The organism is Methanoculleus chikugoensis (genome assembly GCF_900095385.1).
In the GTDB taxonomy this organism is placed as follows: domain Archaea; phylum Halobacteriota; class Methanomicrobia; order Methanomicrobiales; family Methanoculleaceae; genus Methanoculleus; species Methanoculleus chikugoensis_A.
In genome coordinates, this window is the sequence record NZ_FMID01000014.1 from 22,047 (window position 1) to 39,631 (window position 17,585).

Annotated in this window: 19 protein-coding genes and 1 tRNA gene; 9 read left to right on the top strand and 11 right to left on the bottom strand. The window is 63.3% G+C overall.

Translation table 11 applies throughout. From position 1 onward, the window contains the following. The first annotated feature begins 5 nt into the window (after positions 1-5). From L21_RS02435 to L21_RS02445, 3 genes are read left to right on the top strand one after another with little or no spacing between them, the layout of a single operon-like run. Positions 6-1,298 (top strand): ATP-binding response regulator, encoded by a 1,293-nt coding sequence (locus L21_RS02435; RefSeq protein ID WP_256712059.1) that lies wholly within the window; start codon positions 6-8, stop codon positions 1,296-1,298. Between the two features lie 28 nt (positions 1,299-1,326). Next, positions 1,327-2,733, top strand: coding sequence for a PAS domain S-box protein (locus L21_RS02440; RefSeq protein WP_074368913.1), 1,407 nt, complete (start codon positions 1,327-1,329; stop codon positions 2,731-2,733). A 40-nt stretch (positions 2,734-2,773) separates the two neighbouring features. Beyond that, entirely contained in the window at positions 2,774-3,298 is a 525-nt protein-coding gene (locus tag L21_RS02445; protein ID WP_256712062.1) for a GNAT family N-acetyltransferase, read from the top strand. Positions 3,299-3,692: 394 nt separating this feature from the next. Here the strand turns inward: L21_RS02445 and L21_RS02450 are convergent, their stop codons facing one another. The 4 genes from L21_RS02450 to L21_RS02465 form a co-directional block, all read right to left on the bottom strand. Next, positions 3,693-3,929, bottom strand: coding sequence for a hypothetical protein (locus L21_RS02450; protein WP_074368915.1), 237 nt, complete (start codon positions 3,927-3,929; stop codon positions 3,693-3,695). A 78-nt stretch (positions 3,930-4,007) separates the two neighbouring features. Beyond that, positions 4,008-4,535: a ZPR1 zinc finger domain-containing protein gene (locus tag L21_RS02455; RefSeq protein WP_074368916.1), complete on the bottom strand. Its 528-nt coding sequence runs from the start codon at positions 4,533-4,535 to the stop codon at positions 4,008-4,010. Then, complete coding sequence (locus L21_RS02460; RefSeq protein ID WP_074368917.1) at positions 4,535-4,912, bottom strand: cell division protein SepF; 378 nt, start codon at positions 4,910-4,912, stop codon at positions 4,535-4,537. Before L21_RS02460 ends, L21_RS02455 begins: the two co-directional genes overlap by 1 nt. 50 nt (positions 4,913-4,962) lie before the next feature. Then, complete coding sequence (locus tag L21_RS02465) at positions 4,963-5,460, bottom strand: RNA-binding protein (RefSeq protein ID WP_074368918.1); 498 nt, start codon at positions 5,458-5,460, stop codon at positions 4,963-4,965. Between the two features lie 108 nt (positions 5,461-5,568). Between L21_RS02465 and L21_RS02470 the strand changes: the two genes are divergently transcribed. The 3 genes from L21_RS02470 to purF are packed head-to-tail and all read left to right on the top strand — an operon-like array spanning position 5,569 to position 7,441. Further along, positions 5,569-5,796: an LSM domain-containing protein gene (locus L21_RS02470; RefSeq protein ID WP_011843085.1), complete on the top strand. Its 228-nt coding sequence runs from the start codon at positions 5,569-5,571 to the stop codon at positions 5,794-5,796. A 16-nt stretch (positions 5,797-5,812) separates the two neighbouring features. Continuing rightward, positions 5,813-5,995: a 50S ribosomal protein L37e gene (locus tag L21_RS02475; RefSeq protein WP_011843084.1), complete on the top strand. Its 183-nt coding sequence runs from the start codon at positions 5,813-5,815 to the stop codon at positions 5,993-5,995. Between the two features lie 9 nt (positions 5,996-6,004). Beyond that, positions 6,005-7,441 (top strand): amidophosphoribosyltransferase, encoded by a 1,437-nt coding sequence (purF, locus tag L21_RS02480; RefSeq protein ID WP_074368919.1) that lies wholly within the window; start codon positions 6,005-6,007, stop codon positions 7,439-7,441. A 210-nt stretch (positions 7,442-7,651) separates the two neighbouring features. On the opposite strand, the gene L21_RS02485 is transcribed toward purF, so the two are convergent. Then, a tRNA-Met gene (locus L21_RS02485) sits at positions 7,652-7,726 on the bottom strand. Positions 7,727-7,861: 135 nt separating this feature from the next. On the opposite strand from L21_RS02485, the gene trxA reads away from it, so the two are divergent. Then, a complete protein-coding gene (gene trxA / locus L21_RS02490) occupies positions 7,862-8,278 on the top strand; it encodes a thioredoxin (RefSeq protein WP_074368920.1) in 417 nt (138 codons plus the stop codon). Here the strand turns inward: trxA and L21_RS02495 are convergent. The 6 genes from L21_RS02495 to L21_RS02520 all read right to left on the bottom strand — a co-directional run bounded on the left by L21_RS02495 (position 8,275) and on the right by L21_RS02520 (position 14,244). Beyond that, positions 8,275-8,622, bottom strand: coding sequence for a 4a-hydroxytetrahydrobiopterin dehydratase (locus tag L21_RS02495; protein WP_074368921.1), 348 nt, complete (start codon positions 8,620-8,622; stop codon positions 8,275-8,277). The genes trxA and L21_RS02495 overlap by 4 nt on opposite strands. A gap of 109 nt (positions 8,623-8,731) precedes the next feature. Continuing rightward, complete coding sequence (locus tag L21_RS02500) at positions 8,732-9,901, bottom strand: RNA-guided endonuclease InsQ/TnpB family protein (RefSeq protein WP_074368922.1); 1,170 nt, start codon at positions 9,899-9,901, stop codon at positions 8,732-8,734. Between the two features lie 197 nt (positions 9,902-10,098). After that, on the bottom strand, positions 10,099-10,668 hold the full coding sequence (locus tag L21_RS02505; protein WP_074368923.1) for a flavodoxin family protein: 570 nt from the start codon (positions 10,666-10,668) through the stop codon (positions 10,099-10,101). Position 10,669: 1 nt separating this feature from the next. Next, positions 10,670-11,773, bottom strand: a complete 1,104-nt coding sequence (locus L21_RS02510; protein WP_074368924.1) for a DUF362 domain-containing protein — start codon at positions 11,771-11,773, stop codon at positions 10,670-10,672. Positions 11,774-11,867: 94 nt separating this feature from the next. Next, positions 11,868-12,863 carry a phosphoribosylformylglycinamidine cyclo-ligase gene (purM, locus tag L21_RS02515; protein WP_074368925.1) on the bottom strand — a complete coding sequence of 332 codons (996 nt, stop codon included), beginning with the start codon at positions 12,861-12,863 and terminating at the stop codon, positions 11,868-11,870. Further along, complete coding sequence (locus tag L21_RS02520; RefSeq protein ID WP_074368926.1) at positions 12,856-14,244, bottom strand: aspartate kinase; 1,389 nt, start codon at positions 14,242-14,244, stop codon at positions 12,856-12,858. Before L21_RS02520 ends, purM begins: the two co-directional genes overlap by 8 nt. Before the next feature lie 72 nt (positions 14,245-14,316). Between L21_RS02520 and tfrA the strand changes: the two genes are divergently transcribed. Together tfrA and tfrB are read left to right on the top strand one after the other, a co-directional pair. After that, positions 14,317-15,948, top strand: a complete 1,632-nt coding sequence (gene tfrA, locus L21_RS02525; RefSeq protein WP_074368927.1) for a fumarate reductase (CoM/CoB) subunit TfrA — start codon at positions 14,317-14,319, stop codon at positions 15,946-15,948. Then, complete coding sequence (gene tfrB, locus L21_RS02530; protein WP_074368928.1) at positions 15,945-17,408, top strand: fumarate reductase (CoM/CoB) subunit TfrB; 1,464 nt, start codon at positions 15,945-15,947, stop codon at positions 17,406-17,408. Before tfrA ends, tfrB begins: the two co-directional genes overlap by 4 nt. Positions 17,409-17,585 lie beyond the last annotated feature (177 nt).

Consider the following 17,585-nt stretch of genomic DNA (forward strand, 5'->3'; position numbering starts at 1 on the left):
CGAAAATGCGCGTTCTGGTGGTAGAGGATAGCAGGACGCAGGCCGAGTTCATCCGTTACGTTCTTGAGACGGAAGGATACGACGTCACCCTGGCCGCCGACGGCACCGAGGCGATACGGCGGATGGAGGTCGACATGCCCGATATCGTCCTGACCGACATCATGATGCCCGGGATGGACGGGTACGAACTCTGCCGCCGGATCAAGCAGCAGAGGCCGGATACACCCGTCATCCTGGTCACCAGCCTCTTCGATCCCGCCGACGTGCTGAAAGGGCTTGCATCGGGAGCGGACAATTTCATCGTGAAACCCGTCGACCCGGAGCACGTCCGCTCCCAGATCGAGGCCGTCACGCGGGTGCGGGAGATCTCCGAACCGGAAGATTCTCCCGCCGAACTGGAGATCCCCTTCGCCGGCAGCACCTACACCATCGCCGCAGGACGGCTCAAGATCCTGAACACCCTTCTCTCGACGTACACGATCGCGGTGACGAAGAACACCGAACTCCAGGAGGCGCAGGAGCAGCTGCACTCCCTGAACGAACAGCTCCAGGAGGCCGTCGCGGATCTCTCGCGCAGCAACGAGAGCCTGGCCGCCGAGAACCAGGAACGGCGCCGCGTGGAGAAAGCGCTCGCGGATGCCAACCGGAAACTCCAGCTCATGGCAAGCATCACCCGCCACGACCTCTTGAACCAGCTCGCGGCGCTCTGGGGGTATCTCGACCTGGCCCAGATACTGCGCGAGCGCGAACCGGAAAACGCGTGGCGCCACGTCGATAGCGCTGCCGAGATGGTGAACCGGATCAACAACACCGTCCGGTTTACGGCCGAGTACCAGAAGGTGGGGTCGGCGGCTCCGACCTGGCAGGAGATCAGGACGATTGTGGAGCGGTCGGAGAAGTACGTCTCGACGGGCAAGGTCACCCTTGAGAACGCCGTTCCGGCGGGGGTGGAGATCTTCGCCGACCCGCTCATCGAGAAGGTATTCTCGAACCTTATCGAGAACGCGCTGCGCTACGGGGAGACGATCACCACCATCACCTTCAGCCTCAAACAGGACAAAGAGACCTACACCCTCCTCTGCGAGGATGACGGGGTGGGGATTCCTGCCGACGAGAAGGAGAAGATCTTCACCTACGCGCACGGCATGAACACCGGACTCGGTCTCTTCCTCGCGCGGGAGATCCTGGCCATAACCGGGATCTCCATCCAGGAGACGGGGACCCCCGGGAACGGAGCACGGTTCGAGATCCTCTGCCCGGCAGAGACGATCCGCGCTCCCGGCCGGCAGACCGGATGATCCAGGACGATAACCACAGGCTCCCCTCATGAACGTCACCGACATTCAGACCGCGCTTGTCACCGATACGCGCAACCGCATCGCGATCATCGCCGGGCTAGCCGTGCTGACCCTCGGCGGCAACCTGCTCGCCATGGTCCTCGGCGCACCGGAGAGCCTTCTCCCCCTCCCCACCCTCCCGCTCACCATCCCGATCATCATTGCGAGTTACTGGTACCCGCGGCGGGGCATCCCCGTCTCCGTCTGCTTCGCATCCGTCTATGCCGTCACGACCTACATCCTCTCTCCGCCGGGCCCCCTGCTCGCGTATACCATCCTCCTGCGTGCGATCCTCCTCGTCCTCATCGGCGGCGTGGTTGCGTTTCTCGCGACGAAACTCCGGGAGTCCGAGCAGCAGATGAACCAGATCATCGAGTTCCTGCCCGACGCGACCTTCGCCATCGACCGCGAGGGGAAGGTCATCGCCTGGAACCGCGCGATCGAGGAGATGACCGGGGTGAAGAAAGAGGCCATCCTCGGTCGGGGGGGCTACGAGTACGCCGTGCCCTTCTACGGCGAACCGCGGCCGCTGCTTGCAGACCTTATCCTCCACGGCGATCCCGAGACCGGGTACCCGTCGGTCAGGAGGGACGGCGACGTCCTCGTCGCGGAGATCCACACCCCTCTTCTCAGGGGCGGGCAGGGGGCGCATATCAAGTTCGCGGCGACCGCGCTTCTCGACCGGAGCGGAGAGGTCACCGGGGCCATCGAGTCCATCCGGGACGTCAGCGACGAAGTGATGACGGAGGCCGCACTGCAGAACGCCGGCCGCCAGTTGAGCACCCTCACGGGGATCCTGCGCACCGACCTGGCGAACCGGCTTGCGGTCCTGTACGGGCATCTCTCGGTGGGCGTGATGAAGTTCGACGATCCCGCGGTACTCTCCTTCATCGACGACCTGAACAATGCCGCAAACGGGATCCGGCGGCAGATCGAGATCTCCCGCGAGTTCCGCGACATCGGGACGTCGCCGCCGGCGTGGATCCCCGTGCAGCAGGCTGTCCGGAAGGCAGCCGCCACCCTCTCCTTCGGGAACGTCTCCCTCGATGCGTGGACGGAACGGCTCGAGATCTTCGCCGACCCCCATCTTGCGACGGTCTTCACGCACCTCTTCGAGAACTCGCTCGCTCCGGCGACGAAGGCGAGCAGGATCGTCGTCACCTACCACCTGCGCCCGGAGGGCTGTGCGATCATCGTCGAGGACGACGGGACCGGTATCCCGGACGCGGAGAAGAAAGGTCTTTTTGCGCAGAAGGCGGAGAGTTACGGGCACGGGCTCTTCCTCGCCCACGAGATCCTTGCCATCACCGGGATCTCAATACGCGAGACCGGGACGTTCGGGACGGGGGCGAGGTTCGAGATCCTGGTGCCGCCCGAAGGATACAGGGTGGTATGAGGCTATCGGGATGATAACGGCTGTTATTTCAGGAAACGGGATGGCGGCAACCGGGATCCGGCCGGAGGTTCGTGAACTGACGAGCGCGGAGTTCCCCGCTGCAAACGAGGTATGGCGCGATTACCACGGCACAATCGGCGAACCCGCACGGGACCGGATCTTCGCGACCTTCCTTGCAGGGCAGATCGTCTCTCTCGCCCGGTGCAGGGGACCTCGCCCGGGTCCAGGCCCGGCAGCGGCTCGTCTTGCAGGGCAGATCGTCTCTCTCGCCCGGTGCAGGAGGCATCCCGACGGCCTGGAGGTCGACGGCGTCTTCACGCCCGACGCCTGCCGCAACAAGGGGTATGCCCGGATGGTGATGAGCGCTCTTGTTGTGGCCTGCCACAACGACGACCTCTACATGTACGCCGTCGAGAGCCTCGCCGGGTTCTACGCGGGATTCGGGTTCATCTCGATACCGGAACGCGACCTCCCGCCCGGTATCCGGGAGCGCTACACCTGGGCGGCGGGGAACATGGAAGGCGCCGAGGTCCGGCCGATGTTCAGGAGAGCCGGGCTGTTGTAGGCCCGGCGCCTCACGGACTTTCATCGCAGTCGCACCTCCGGTGCTCATGCTCCGGTTCTTACGAACCATCGCGCTCCGAACCGCCGCACTCGCATCTGCGGTGCTCAAGCTCCGTTCCCTTCGAGAAAAGTCGTCCTTCGTGGCTTCGCGCTCTTCGCGCGAGACTGTACTGGTATCTTCACCCATCAACTCACGCGAAGGCGCGAAGAACGCGAAGGGAAGTCGACGGGTTGACCTTTTGAGAACGACCTCAGCCATTTTAGCGAAGTACTGAGACTGTATCGTTATCCCCGGCAAGTAATTCACGCGAAGAACGACATTCATCGCACCTAACGGTGCTCAAACTCCGTTCCTGACGAAACGTCGTAAGTCACACCTGATGATGCTCAGGCACTCACGCCCCGCCGCCGCGCTCCTCGAAGTAGCGCAGCGCCTCGGGAACCTGCGCCCTGACCGTCCGCAGGAAGTAGTTCGTGAGGTCGGGGTCGGCCACCAAGAACGAGTGCTGCATCGCCCGTTCGGTATCCTTGGTGAGCCCGCCGCGCTCGTCTATCTCCGCTCTCATGTCATGGACGGCGTTATCGACGTCCTGTTCGCTCTCCCACTTCAATACCGATATCGTTCGTGCCATTGCTCTTCACCCCACGGCGCCGCCGTATGGGGAGAGGTTCTATTTCAGGTTAACCCTCGCGGGATTGGGAAAAAAGGGTCAGACGTCTCCCGGATCGAGGAGCATCTTTTCGGCTTTCTCGCTGACGAGCGCGCTGTTCCCGGCAGGATCCTCGAGGATGACCGTGAACGGGAAGGCCACCTCCCGTGCGGCGGCGATCGTCTCCATCATCCTGAGTGCGGCCGCCCGCTCGTCTTCGCTCCCGGGGTTCGCGAGGATCGTCTCCACCGCCTGCTCGAAGCGGTAGAGGACCCCCTCGATATTGGTGACGAACCCCTCGCAGGCGGTGCCGGGTTCGACCGCGAGGCCGAGTTCCGGGATCTCGATCGTCCCCGTCGTGCTCCGCGCCACCCGGATGGCAAGGTCGCCGGGCTCCTCCACCCGCACCGTCCACCGGACGGGGACGCCCTCCCCGAGGATGATGGTGTCGGTGTGCCGGTAGCCGCAGGCGTCACAGGCGATAGAGACGAGCAGGAGGTCCGGGAAGTGGGGGATGTCGAGACGGTGATGGACGATCCGGATCTCGCTCCCGCAGGCGGGGCAGGTTCCCGGATGGGACTCCCGCACTAGAGGCCCCCGCCGATCTTCTCGCGGGAGACCTTGACGGACATGGGCGTGATGACGACGTACTTCTGCTCGCCGAGGCCGACGATGTCGCCGTTCACGTCCTTTGCCACGTCGCGAAGATCCTTTAAGACCCGCTCGAACGTCACCTTGTCCATCTTCAGCCGCCCGATGTCGACGATGACGATATTGCCGTTGTAAACTTCGTCTTTGACGCGGGGGGTGTCTTTGAGATCGGCGATGGTGGCGATCTTGATGTACATGGATGCCGGCACTTCTTCGCTTGATCCCTCGTAGGAGGCGAGATCGAGTTCCATGTAGTCCTCTTCGTTCCGGGCCGGACTTTTGCCGAGGATGCTGTCAAAGAGTTTTTTAACCATAGAAAAATTGAGGAATGAATTTTATTTAATAGTATCCATTATTTTCTCCGTCAGATCTCCAGATTCCAGAGATCGTCCCCGACATAGTGGACGCTTTTGACGGACTTGCCCTTCTCCTGCTGCTCCATATCGGCTGCATCCAGGAGCGCAATCCCCACAGCGAGCGGTTTTCCATGCCGTTCCTCGACGACCTGCACCGGGTGCCCCAAACAGACGTCCGGCGAGATCGATACGATCCCGGGGCGCATGGCATCCGCGCCGTTTGCTACGAACCTGACCGCGCCGGAATCGACCACCACCCGCCGCTCGGGGATCGGGTGCTCGACGAGCCCCCGCAGGGTCGGAAAGGCCCAATCTTCGGCCCCCATCAGGAGGGGTTTTTTGTCGACGAGGTAGATCCCGACGGGAGCATCCGTATCCACCCGCTCGATCCTGTCCGACCGGAAGAGGTCGGCGGATGCCCCGATCTCGTCGGTGAGCCGCTCGAGAAGTTCGCTGATCTGCGATTTCCGGATAACGTGGCGTTTTTTAACGGTAATCTTTGGCATGTCTCGAAACCTCGGGGTGCGCTGACGTTCGCGCAGCAACGCGGTTATATTTAAGTAGCTTCCTCACTCAAATATATTACTCCAGAATGGACGGCAAAGGGTAATCATATGACGCCAAGACCGTTGGATATTTTAGATCAGGTACTGAATCGTCAGCCCGTCATCATCAGCCTGAAAGGTGGGAGGGAGATCCGGGGGATCCTCCAGGGATACGACGTTCACATGAATCTGGTACTGGACAAGGCAGAAGAAGAAGTGGACGGCGCGGCGCAGAAACTCGGCACGTTGATCGTCCGCGGTGACAATGTGATCTACATTACCCCTTCAGTCGAGTAACATTAGGTGAGAGAGCATGTCAAAAGGCACACCATCGATGGGCAAACGCCAGAAGCGCACTCACATCGCCTGCAGGCGATGCGGCAAGATCTCGTTCCACGCACAGCACAAAGTCTGTGCGGCCTGTGGATTCGGCAAGAGCCGGAGGATCCGCAGTTACCGCTGGACGGAGAAGAAGGCAAAGGTACCGACGCATTAGAGTTGCATCATGTGTGGTATCGTTGGCATCGTCGATGCTGGCGGTGTCTCGTTTCCGCTGTACTACGCCCTGTACGCTCTCCAGCACCGGGGGCAGGAGAGCGCAGGGATCTCCACTTTTGAAGGCACGACCCTGCACACGCACAAAGCCCAGGGGCTCGTGGCCGAAGTCTTCAACAGCCAGACCCTGCAGGATCTGCCGGGGAACGCCGGAATCGGACACGTCCGCTACCCGACAACCGGGTCGAAGGTCTCAGAGAACGTTCAGCCGTTCAATTTCCGGTACCGGGGCCTCAATCTCTCGATCGCCCATAACGGCAACCTGGTTAATACGGCCGAACTCCGCGAAGAATACGAACGCCGGGGACAGATCTTCTGTACCACGACCGATACCGAGATCATGGGGAACATCATCGCCGATGCGCTCCGGACCTCGAAGAGCATGGAGGATGCCGTCCTGCTCTGTATGCGGCGGCTGCGCGGCTCCTACGCCACCGTGGCTCTCCTGAACAACACCGTATACGCCTTCCGCGACCCGCTCGGCATCAAACCGCTCTGTATCGGGAAACTCGATCACGGCTACATCGTCGCGTCGGAGAGCGTGGCCATCGATGCGCTGGACGGCACGTTCGTCCGGGACGTGCGTCCCGGCGAACTCGTCCGGATCGACGAGTCCGGGCTCACTTCCATTCAGATCGCGACCGCGAACCGGAAGGCGTACTGCATCTTCGAGTACATCTACTTCGCCCGCGCCGACTCGGTGATAGACGGGACGCTGGTCTACGACGTCCGGCGGCGTATCGGGCAGAAACTCTACGACACATGCCCCATTGAAGGCGACACGGTCTGTCCGGTTCCCGACTCCGGGATCGCGTACGCCGCGGGCTACGCCAAGCAGTCCGGGATCCCGTTCCTCGAGGGGCTGATGAAGAACCGTTACATGGGCAGGACGTTCATCATGCCGACCCAGCAGCAGCGCGAGCGGGCGGTCCGGATCAAGCTCAACACCGTTCGGGGAAACCTGAAGGATAAGCGGGTGGTGCTCATCGACGACAGCATCGTCCGGGGGACGACCTCCCGCCGGATCGTGAACATGATCCGGGATGCGGGGGCCGAAGAGGTCCATCTCCGGGTCGGTTCCCCGCCGATCATCGCCCCCTGCTATCTCGGGGTGGATATGCCCACCCGCACGGAGTTGATTGCAAGCGGCAAGGAGGTCGAGGCGGTGCGCAAAAGCATCGGCGCGACGTCGCTCACCTACATCCCGCTCGAAGACCTGGTGGAGGCGATCGGGTGCGGCGAGCGGAACCTCTGCACCGGGTGCCTGACGGGATGCTATCCGGTGGAGATCAACAACGAGAAGAGCTGCCACTGCATCGTGGACTACGGGGCCGGCACCCACCAGTCCGACCTCTCGACGTTCAGGGCCGGAAAGGGACGGACATAGGCGGCCGTTCCGGATCGCCGTTCCCTTTCTCCGGCACGACGAGATTTTTTGTTTCGTCCGGACTCGTTCGAGTCTGGACCCCTTCTGCGCGGCTCACAACCCTTATCTCAGGCGGAGCGGCCGCATGCATGTGTTTCGTCCGGGGAAAAACCTGAGGTGCAGGAGACGGATAACGAAGAAAAAACGTGCAAAAACAAGAAGCACCTTTCATAGCGAGGGATGGATTTGAACCATCGATCTACGGGTTATGAGCCCGCCGGGATATCCTGACTACCCCACCTCGCTTCCGGCCTGTGAGGTATATGCATTGTTTTTTGAGGGATATATATCTTTGTGCGGGCCGACCGGCGCGGGTCCGGGGTGCCGGTGCCCGGCGCAGGGCTAACCATTTAATATGAGCGAGCGGCATACTTCCGTCATATGGATGGAGAGAGGCCGCTTGACGACGAACTGCAGCGTCTCCGGGAAGAACGTCTCCGGAAACTCGAAGAACGGCTGACGGGTACGCCGGGCAGTGTCATCGAGATCGACGATGGTGCGCTCCAGAAGATCCTGCAGGAGCACTCCGCCCTGGTCGTCGACGTCTGGGCGGAATGGTGCGGCCCCTGCCGGATGGTGGCCCCGGTCGTCGAGGACCTTGCGCGTGAGTTCGCCGGCAGCGTGACCTTCGGCAAGTGCAACGTCGATCAAAACCCCACGATAGCAGCGAGTTTCAGTATAACGGCGATACCCACGCTCCTGTTCTTCGCGAACGGCATGCTGGTCGACCGGGTGGTCGGCGCACTCCCGAAAGAGGCGATCAAAGCACGGGTCATGCGGTCGTTCGGCACCGGCTAGAGGAACGCGCCCTGCCGGCACCGGAGCCACTCGGAGAGCCGCGCGGCCATGACGAAGTCGTTTTGGGAGAGTCCGCCGATGGCGTAGGTATACCAGGCGACGTCCACGTACCTCGCAGCGTGGATACCGAGGTCCGGAGGATGGTTCTCCCGCGCGGCAAATTCGGCGACCTCGTTGAGGAACGTCACCGCTTCATCGAACCCTTTGCAGGAGAACCGGGCGGTAAGCCGCCCGTCTTCGAGCGACCAGTCCGGGACTTCCGGCAGGAGGTCGGCGATCTCCCGCCGGGTCAACGGTGCCGTATCCGCGACATCCGGGACGATCGCCTTAGACGAAAGATCCATGGTGATCTCTCATCGGAGAGGAAGAAAAAGGTTATTCCCCGGAGCGCTGGCGCCTGAAGACTTTCAGGTTGCGTCAACTACCCCGCCCTGAAGGGCGGGGCTTGAGACTCTATCTTGTCGATAGTTCTCGTCCGGGTGGTTGACTGCACCCCTGCACCTCCAAGGTATACCTGTAGGTGCGTGCTCTGGACTCGATGTTCCGAGCACCGATAAGATCGGCATGGAGGGAGTGCCGGCAGCATTCGCAGACAAACGACCTTCCATTCCGATTATCCTTGCTGATATGGTTGCATCGGGGGCAGGTCTGGGAGGTATAGGCAGGATCGACATAGACCGTCGATATACCCTTCTCCCGCGCCTTATACTCGATGAAGGACTGAAGTTCAAAGAACGCCCAGGAATGATGGGTGTATCTCCGCTTCTTGGGAGGGGTATCTGGCCGATCCCTGATCCCGGAGAGATCCTCCAACCCGATCACATCGACCCTGTTCTGAACGGCAAACCAAACGATCTCCTTCGAGACGCGGTGGTTCATATCAGTCATTAGCCGTCTCTCCCGGCCGGAGAGATGCTTCAGCATCCTCTTTGCCGACCGGGTGCCCTTCGACTGCAACCGTTTCCGCATAGTAGAATAGATGTTGCGGAGATCCTTGGCTTTCCCGCCACAGAAGAACCGACACTTTTTGTCGGTCGTCGAGGCAACCGCAAGGAAGTTCTGCCCCACATCCACTCCCATAAAGGTTGAAGACTCCGCGACCTCACGACTCTCTGTCTCCCTCTCGCAACAGAGGTGGAAGTAGTATGTCCCGTCCTTGTGTTTCACCAGTTTCGACGCGCCAAACTTCCAGGTTCCGTCGAGATACTGTATCATGTGAGGATACCGGAAGAACCGGTACTTCTTTCTCCCTTCGAGGGTCGTAAGACCGATCTTGTCTCCGTCAAGGGAGAAGTCTCGCCCGAAGGAGAAGGTCATAGAGGTGGGAGCATACGTGACCTGCTGCCACTCTGTTTTTTTCGTTCTGACCTGTTCCTGAAGTGTCCGATAGGTTCCAGCAACCTGTCGGACGACATTGCAGGACATCTGGGATTTCAGACCGATCTCTTCTCGGAGGGCAGGATAGACGATCTTCTGGAGGGCAGTAGAACCTTTTGGTTTCCCGAGGTTGTATACGACCGCAGAGACGTAGTTCATCCCCTCGGTGTAGGTCTGTACCGTCCGGTCAAGAAGATCGGAGTCGGGACAGTCCATCTTGAGGATGACGGTCTTCGTGGTGAGCACACATACCAATTTCACTCAAAAATATTTAGTGTTGTGTGGGTGAACCGCGATTCCTCCCCGGCCTGAAGACCGGGGACTCCTTGCGGAATTACTTGAACTCCCTTCAGGCGCGAAGAACGCGAAGATCGGTTATCCGAGAAGAAACCCCCTTCGCGGCTTCGCGCACTTCGCATGAGTTGATCTCAGTGGGCTGCACACTAACGCAGCTTCTTGATCAGGAATGCGACGTTCTCGGCGAATCGCCGGACCGTTCTCATCCCTTCTTCGTCGCCCAGGGCTTCTCCCGGCGTCCTCCCGAAGACCATATTCCAGTAGGTCGAGCCCGGCACGATCATGTCGTTGATGAGGTAAAACATCAGCAACTCCTGGAGCGTGGCGGTATGCCCGCCTCGCCGGGCCACGGCGATCGGGCCGCCCACCTTCCGCGAGAGGAAGGAGTCGGACGACATCGAGACCATCCCGATCCGCTGCAGGGCCGCCGTGACGTCGCCGCGGGCGGTGCCGAAGTAGACCGGGGTCCCCACGATGAACCCCCCGGCCTCCCGGATCTTCTCGATGATCTCGTTCAAGCCGTCGTCGAGGGAGCATTCCCCTTCGGTGCAGAGCCCGCAGGCGGTGCAGGAGAGGATACGCATCTCTCCGAGCATGACGGTCTCGGTCTCGACACCCTCGCGCTCGAGGACCTTCGCGCACTCCCCGAGCACCTGTGCGGTGTTCCCCTCGCGCCGGGGGCTCCCGCAGAGCAGTACAACTCTTCCGGTCGACATCTCACACCTCGATCAGCCGGTAGGTCTCTTCCCCGAGCCCGATCCCGGCGGCGTAGGCGAACTGGTACCTGCCGTCCGTGTAGTCCCAGATCCCCTTAAACTTGTCCTCCCCGGGAGCGAAGTTCCCCGCAAGCAGCGTCCGGGAGAACCCCTGCTCGCTGTTGACGAGGTCGAAACTCGCGCGGTCGATCGCGACCGGGTCGGTGGAGGCGAGGATCCCGATGTCGGGGACGACCGCCGCGTCGCTCCAGGAGACGCAGTCGCAGTCCGGGGTGATGTTGAGGAGGAAGTTGATGTAGCCGACCCTTCCGGGTTTGCCGCGGACGGCGCCGAGGGCATACTCGCAGAGCCGCTCGATGAACGGGCGGATCTCCGTCGTCCAGTCGAACTCGATCGCGCCCGTCGGGCAGGACCGCATGCAGTCGCCGCACCCGACGCAGTGCTCCGGGTTGAGCACCGCCCGCCCGTCGGCGAGGGTCATCGCCGCCTGGGGGCAGACCGTGGTGCACTTCCCGCACCCGCCGCACCGCTCGATCTCCACGTACGGGCGGCCCGCGTGCTGCTCCGCCTTTCCCGACGACGGGGCGCAGCCCATCGCCAGGTTCTTGATCGCGCCGCCGAACCCGGCAAGGTCGTGGCCCTTGACGTGCGAGAGGACGATCATGCTGTCGGCGTCGAGGATGCTCCCGGCGATCCGGACGCGTTCGAAGTGCTTTCCGCCGACGGCGACCTCCCTCCAGTAACCGCCGGTAAGGCCGTCGGCGATGATGACCGGGGCGCCGGCCACCGCGTAGGCGAACCCGTGCTCGATCGCGGTGACGGTGTGCCGGACGGCGTCGGCCCGGCTCCCGGCGTAGAGGGTGGCGGTATCGGTGAGGAACGGCTGCGCTCCACGCTCTTTTATCTTATCGACCACCTGCCGGGCAAAGAGCGGGTGGATGTAGGTGTCGCACCCGCGTTCGCCGACGTGCAGTTTGACGGCCGCAAGGTCCCCCGGCCGGATAGCCGCGTCAAACCCGGCCGCGTCAAAGAGGCGGCGGATCTTCGCGACTTTGCTTTCGTGCGGACCCCGTGCCCTGAGGGCGGCAAAATAGACGTCTGCCATCGATCCATGCTCCCTTGCGGGTACTTTCCGGCTGCCGGGGGATAAGAATTGCGCCGGGTCCCGGTAACCGTTCAAAGAGGGGAGAGAAAGACCTTCACCGGATCTCCCCACCCTTCAGCCGCACGCCGGGCTCCTTCGTCACCTCGCCGACCACCCGGGCGTCGGGGACGATCGCCCGGATCGCGGCGACGCTCTTTTCCGGGGCGACGAAGGCGTAGCCCATGCCCATGTTGAACGTCCGGTACATCTCCGCGTCGCTGATCTTCCCGGCCTCCTGCAGCCAGGAGAATATCTCGGGAACCTCCAGGGGATCGGTGATGGAGAACCCGTACTCCGAGAGCCTCTTGAAGTTCAGGAGGCCGCCGCCGGTGACGTGGCACATCCCGTGGATCTCGCAGGCCTCCGTCACCCGGAGCACCTCCGCGTAGATCCGGGTCGGCGTCAGGAGTTCTTCGCCGAGGGTCTTGCCGTTCGAGAGACGGGTCTCGTAGGATCCGCAGTCCTCGGCGACCTTGCGGGCGAGCGTCAGGCCGTTGCTGTGGATGCCGCTCGAAGGGACCCCGACGATCACGTCGCCGGGGACGATCCCCTCGCCGGTGACAACCTTCTCCTTCTTCTGGACCCCAAGACACGTCCCCGCGAGGTCGAGACCGTTCACGAGCCCCTTGAGGGTCGCGGTCTCGCCGCCGACGATGTTCATGTTCGAAAGTCTCGCCCCCTCGTTCAGTCCTTCGCCGATCTGGGCCATCTTCTCCGGCGAGAGGGCGTCGGTCGCGATATAGTCGACGAACGCCACGGGCTCGAGGTTCATCACGTAGAGGTCGTTCGTGTTCATCGCGATGCAGTCGATCCCGACGGTACTCCAGTCCTCGAGGGCGTCCGCGACGAGCATCTTCGTGCCGACGCCGTCGACCGCGAGCGCGAGGACGTACGGCCCGCAGTCGATCAGCCCGGCGAAGTGCCCGACCTTTCCGAGCATCGAGAAGTCGCCGGATCTCCGGTAGGTGAGGGAATCGATCAGCGCCCGGACCGCCCGGGCCTCAAGGTCGATATCGACCCCGGCTTCACGGTAGGTATGTTCTTCAGTCATCTGAGTTCTCCGATAGTCGGAATTCATCGTGCAGCACCTGCAGGGCGCGTTTCCCGTCCCCACCCTTCACGACGAAGGAGACGTTCACCTCGCTTGAACCCTGCGAGATCATCATCATGTTGATGCCGGCCCGGCCGAGCGCCGAGAAGATCCGGCCGCCGGTTCCCGGCGTGCCGGCCATCCCCGCACCGACTACCGCGAGCGCGGCGACGTCCCGGTCGTAGGTGACCTCGCGCACGACCCCCTGTTTCACGATCGGGTTGAGGGCGGCGATCGCGGCGTCCAGGTGCGACTCGTCGATGATGAGGGAGATGTTCGCCTCGCTCGAACCCTGCGAGATCATCATGACGTTCACCTCCCGCTCGGCGAGCGCGGAGAAGATCGTCTTCGCCACGCCGGGGCGGCCGACCATCTGGGCGCCGTTGATGTTGACCAGCGCCACCTTCTCGATAAGAGCGAGGGCCTTGACCACCCGCAACTCCCGGTGCTCGTCCCGGAGGACGAGGGTGCCGGGGACTTCGGGCCGGAACGAGTTCTTGACCCGGATCGGGATATCCTTCTGCATCGCGGGTTCGATCGAACGCGGGTGAAGGACCTTCGCGCCGAAGAAGGAGAGTTCCATCACCTCAAGGTAGGAGATGTCGTCGAGCACCCGGGCGTCTTTGATGATCCGGGGATCAGAGGTCATCACACCGTCGACATCCGTCCAGATCCAGATCTCGTCGGCATCGACCCCGGCGCCGACGACGGCGGCCGAGTAGTCGGAGCCGCTCCGCCCGAGGGTGGTGACGACGCCCTGCTCGGTCGTCCCCATGAACCCCATGATCACCGGGACGGTATCGGCGAGCAGCGGGGCGACCCGGGCACGAATGTTCTCAGCGCTCACCGGGAGGGCGCGGGCATCCCCGTGGTTTGCGGTCGTGACGATCCCGGCCTCGGCGCCGTCGAGGACGACCGAAGCGATCCCGCGCTGCCGCAGGGCGGCCGCGACGATCGGGGCGGAGAGCCGTTCCCCGAAGGAGATGATGTAGTCGCGGGACCGGGGCGTCAGTTCCTTTAAGGTATGCACCGCGGTGAGGATGTTCTGCAGCCGGGTGAGCCGGTCGTCGATGATCGCGGTCACCTCGCGGGCGTGGTCGGGAGCCACCTTCTCAAGGAGCCGGGTGTGCCGCTCCCGTATCACCGAGAGAGACGTCTCAATCCGGGGCTGCTCCTTGCTTGCCATGACCTCGTCGGTCACCGCGATGATCTGGTCGGTGACCCCCGAGCATGCCGATACGACTAATGCAACCTCGTCGCCTGCGCTACGATGCGATTCCACGATGTCTGCGACCCTCCCGATACAGTCGGTCTCTCCGACGGAAGTGCCGCCAAATTTCATTAAAAGCCTCATTCTGGCTCACTTGTCCCCTGCAATTACTTTATGGTATTATACAACGCACCGACTAATAAGATGCATGCAGACGAGATTGTGGACGCGCACGTGCTGGTTGTCGGAAGCGGCGGCGCCGGGGTGCGGGCCGCCATCGAGGCTTCCCGGTACGGCGACGTGGTCATGGTCTCCAAGACCATCGCCGGCAAAGGCGGGTGCACGACGATGGCGGAAGGCGGTTACAACGCCGTGCTGCGGGACCGGGACTCGGTCGACGTTCACCGCGAAGATACGTTGAAAGGCGGGGCGTACCTCAACGACCCGGCCCTCGTGGATGCGCTGGTCCGCGAAGCGCCGGAGCGGATGGCCGACCTCGTCCGGTGGGGCGCGGTCTTCGACGTCACGGAGGACCGAGAGATCGCGCAGCGGCCGTTCGGCGGGCAGCGGTTCCCCCGGACCTGCTACGCCGGAGACCGGACGGGCCACGAGATGATCATGACCCTCCTCGACCGGCTCGACGCGACCGATACGCACCTCTACCAGGAGGTCTCGGTCGTCGACCTCGTGAAAGACGAGAACGGTGCGGTCGCCGGTGCGATTGCTCTCGACCGGGACGGGGACGTCGTCCTCTTCCGCGCGGACGCGACGGTGCTCGCGACCGGCGGGGGGACGCAGGTCTACGATATATCGACGAACTCCGCCGCAGGAACCGGCGACGGGTTCGCTATGGGTTACCGGGCGGGGGCGGAACTGATCGATATGGAGATGATCCAGTTCCACCCGACCGGGGCTGTCTACCCCTACGACGCCCGCGGCCGCCTGGTGACGGAGGCCGTCCGGGGCGAGGGGGGCATCCTCTTGAATGCGCGGCGGGAGCGGTTCATGAAGCGCTACGACCCCGACCGGATGGAACTCTCCACCCGGGACGTGGTGGCGCGGGCGATCGCGACCGAGGTGCTGGAAGGCCGGGGAACGAACCGGGGCGGGGTCTACCTGGACGTGACCCACCTCCCCGCGGAAAAGATCGAGACCCGGCTCCCGGTGATGCTGGAGCAGTTCCTCGCCTACGGTGTGGACATCCGGCGGGAGCCGATGGAGGTCGCCCCGACCGCCCACCACATCATGGGGGGGCTGCGGATCACCCCGGAGTGCCGGACGACTCTCCCGGGCCTCTTTGCCTGCGGGGAGGTCGCCGGCGGGGTGCACGGGGCAAACCGTCTCGGCGGGAACGCTCTCGCGGAGACGCAGGTCTTCGGGAAACGCGCCGGGGAGTCCGCCGGGAAGGCGCCCGCACGGAACGGCCGGTTTGATGAGGGTGCAATCGACGAGCAACTCCGGATGCTCGACGGTTTCTTCGAGGGAGCGATAAGCCCCGCAGACGTCAGGAGAGACCTGAAACTCACGATGTGGAACCAGGCCGGGATCTTCCGCAACGCCCCCGACCTCCGGACGGCGCTCGGGCACGTCCGCCGGCTCGCCGACCAGCGGCTCTGCGCCGCCTCGACCGCGAACCTGCTTGAATGTTGTACGGTCCGGAACATGTGCACCACGGCGTCCCTGATCGTCCGGTGCGCACTCCTGCGGCCGGAGAACCGTGGGGCGCACGTCCGTCTGGACGCGGAGATCGCGACTGATCCGGCGACGTCGCCGTTCTCCCACACCTACGTCTCGCTCGCCCGCGAGGGGATCGAGCGGCGGGAGGTCACGGCATGAAGACGATCACGCTACAGGTCTCGCGTTTCGACCCGGCCGTGGACGCGGAGCCGCACTTCGAGGAGTACGCCGTCCGGGTCAACGAGGGCGCCCGGGTGCTTCACGCCCTCCACGCCGTCCGCGACGGGCACGACCCGACGCTCACCTACCGCTACTGCTGCGGGTCGGGGCAGTGCGGGAGCTGCGCCGTCCGGGTGGACGGGAAACCCGTCCTCGCCTGCATGGAGGAGGCCCGGGACGGGATGACGGTCGAGCCGCTGGACCTTCCGGTCTTAAAAGACCTGACGGTCGATATGGAGCCGGTGATCGCGAAGATCGCCCGGATCTGCCCGGCGCCGGACGCAGTGCTCCCGGCAAAGGAAGAGATCGAGGCGATCAAGCCGCTCCGGGACTGCATCGAGTGCCTCTGCTGCGTATCGGCCTGTCCGGCGCTCCAGGTGACGGATTTCGCGGGGCCGACGGTGATCCGGCAGGAGATGCGCCTCGCCCTCGACCCCCGCGACTCCGGGGACAGGATCGCCGACGCGATCGCAAAAGGGCTCTTCTACTGCACGACCTGCAAGCGCTGCACGGAGGTCTGCCCGAAAGAGATCGACATCCCGGGGAAGGCGATCGAGAAACTCCGGGAGATCGCGAACCGCCGCGGGCTGACCCTCCCCCGCCACCGGGAGGTGGCGCGGCTGGTGCAGGAGACCGGCCGGAGCGTCGAGCGGACACAGCCGACCTTCCTCGAACAGGTGCCGGAGGTTATCGAGCCCGACGGCCCCGTCCGCGGCGAGGTGGGGTTCTTCGTCGGGTGCATGTTCAACGGCCGGGTGCCGCAGACGGCGCTCGACGCGATGGAGGTGATGAAGCGCAACGGCATCCGGGTGATCGTCCCCCACGACCAGGTCTGCTGCGGTTCGCCGCTGATCCGGACGGGGCAGACATCGTTTGTAGAGGATCTTAAGAAGAAGAACATCGAGGCCTTCGCCCGCCGGGGGATCGCGACCGTGATGACGATCTGCGCCGGGTGCGGGGCGACGCTGAAGAACGACTACGAGACGCCGTTCGAGGTGAAAGACGTCACCGAGATCCTCACCGAATACGGGATCGAGCCCACGGCGCGACTGGACGTCACGGCGACCTACCATGATCCCTGCCACCTCCTCCGCGGCCAGGGGATCAGCGAGCAGCCGCGGGCGCTCCTCCGCGAGGCCGTCCGGGAGTTCGTCGAGATGCCGACGCAGTGCTGCGGCGCCGGCGGCGGCGTCCGGTCGGGGGTGCCGGAGGAGGCGAAGGCCCTCGGGGCGAAACGCGACGAGTGCGTGAAGGCGACCGGCGCGGACGTAGTGGTGACGGTCTGCCCGTTCTGCGAGTTCCATATTGCCGACTGCACGGACGTGCCGGTGAAGAACCTGACGACGATCCTCCTCGAGGGCTACCGGAAGAAGGACGCGGAGCGGGAAGGCTCCGCGTAATTCTCTTTTTTTTGTGTAACACCCGATAGCCGCCGGCCAGAAGGTATTCGGTGCCTCAAGAAAGTCGGCTTTGAGGCAGCGGGCACCCAGAAAAGCCATCAGATGCACCACAGGGAAACCAGGTGCGAAGATCTCCAGATATTCGGGGGGTTGATCGGGAACAGAAGAGATATGCTT

Excerpts from the sequence above, each read along its gene's own strand:
- L21_RS02520 (WP_074368926.1), bottom strand. The coding sequence starts at position 14,244 with ATGAAATTTGGCGGCACTTCCGTCGGAGAGACCGACTGTATCGGGAGG.
- L21_RS02460 (WP_074368917.1), bottom strand. The coding sequence starts at position 4,912 with ATGGTTAAAAAACTCTTTGACAGCATCCTCGGCAAAAGTCCGGCCCGG.
- tfrA (WP_074368927.1), top strand. The coding sequence starts at position 14,317 with ATGCATGCAGACGAGATTGTGGACGCGCACGTGCTGGTTGTCGGAAGC.
- trxA (WP_074368920.1), top strand. The coding sequence starts at position 7,862 with ATGGATGGAGAGAGGCCGCTTGACGACGAACTGCAGCGTCTCCGGGAA.
- L21_RS02470 (WP_011843085.1), top strand. The coding sequence starts at position 5,569 with ATGACGCCAAGACCGTTGGATATTTTAGATCAGGTACTGAATCGTCAG.
- L21_RS02505 (WP_074368923.1), bottom strand. The coding sequence starts at position 10,668 with ATGTCGACCGGAAGAGTTGTACTGCTCTGCGGGAGCCCCCGGCGCGAG.
- L21_RS02495 (WP_074368921.1), bottom strand. The coding sequence starts at position 8,622 with ATGGATCTTTCGTCTAAGGCGATCGTCCCGGATGTCGCGGATACGGCA.
- L21_RS02465 (WP_074368918.1), bottom strand. The coding sequence starts at position 5,460 with ATGCCAAAGATTACCGTTAAAAAACGCCACGTTATCCGGAAATCGCAG.
- L21_RS02445 (WP_256712062.1), top strand. The coding sequence starts at position 2,774 with ATGGCGGCAACCGGGATCCGGCCGGAGGTTCGTGAACTGACGAGCGCG.
- L21_RS02475 (WP_011843084.1), top strand. The coding sequence starts at position 5,813 with ATGTCAAAAGGCACACCATCGATGGGCAAACGCCAGAAGCGCACTCAC.
- purM (WP_074368925.1), bottom strand. The coding sequence starts at position 12,863 with ATGACTGAAGAACATACCTACCGTGAAGCCGGGGTCGATATCGACCTT.
- purF (WP_074368919.1), top strand. The coding sequence starts at position 6,005 with ATGTGTGGTATCGTTGGCATCGTCGATGCTGGCGGTGTCTCGTTTCCG.
- L21_RS02450 (WP_074368915.1), bottom strand. The coding sequence starts at position 3,929 with ATGGCACGAACGATATCGGTATTGAAGTGGGAGAGCGAACAGGACGTC.
- L21_RS02440 (WP_074368913.1), top strand. The coding sequence starts at position 1,327 with ATGAACGTCACCGACATTCAGACCGCGCTTGTCACCGATACGCGCAAC.
- tfrB (WP_074368928.1), top strand. The coding sequence starts at position 15,945 with ATGAAGACGATCACGCTACAGGTCTCGCGTTTCGACCCGGCCGTGGAC.
- L21_RS02435 (WP_256712059.1), top strand. The coding sequence starts at position 6 with ATGCGCGTTCTGGTGGTAGAGGATAGCAGGACGCAGGCCGAGTTCATC.
- L21_RS02510 (WP_074368924.1), bottom strand. The coding sequence starts at position 11,773 with ATGGCAGACGTCTATTTTGCCGCCCTCAGGGCACGGGGTCCGCACGAA.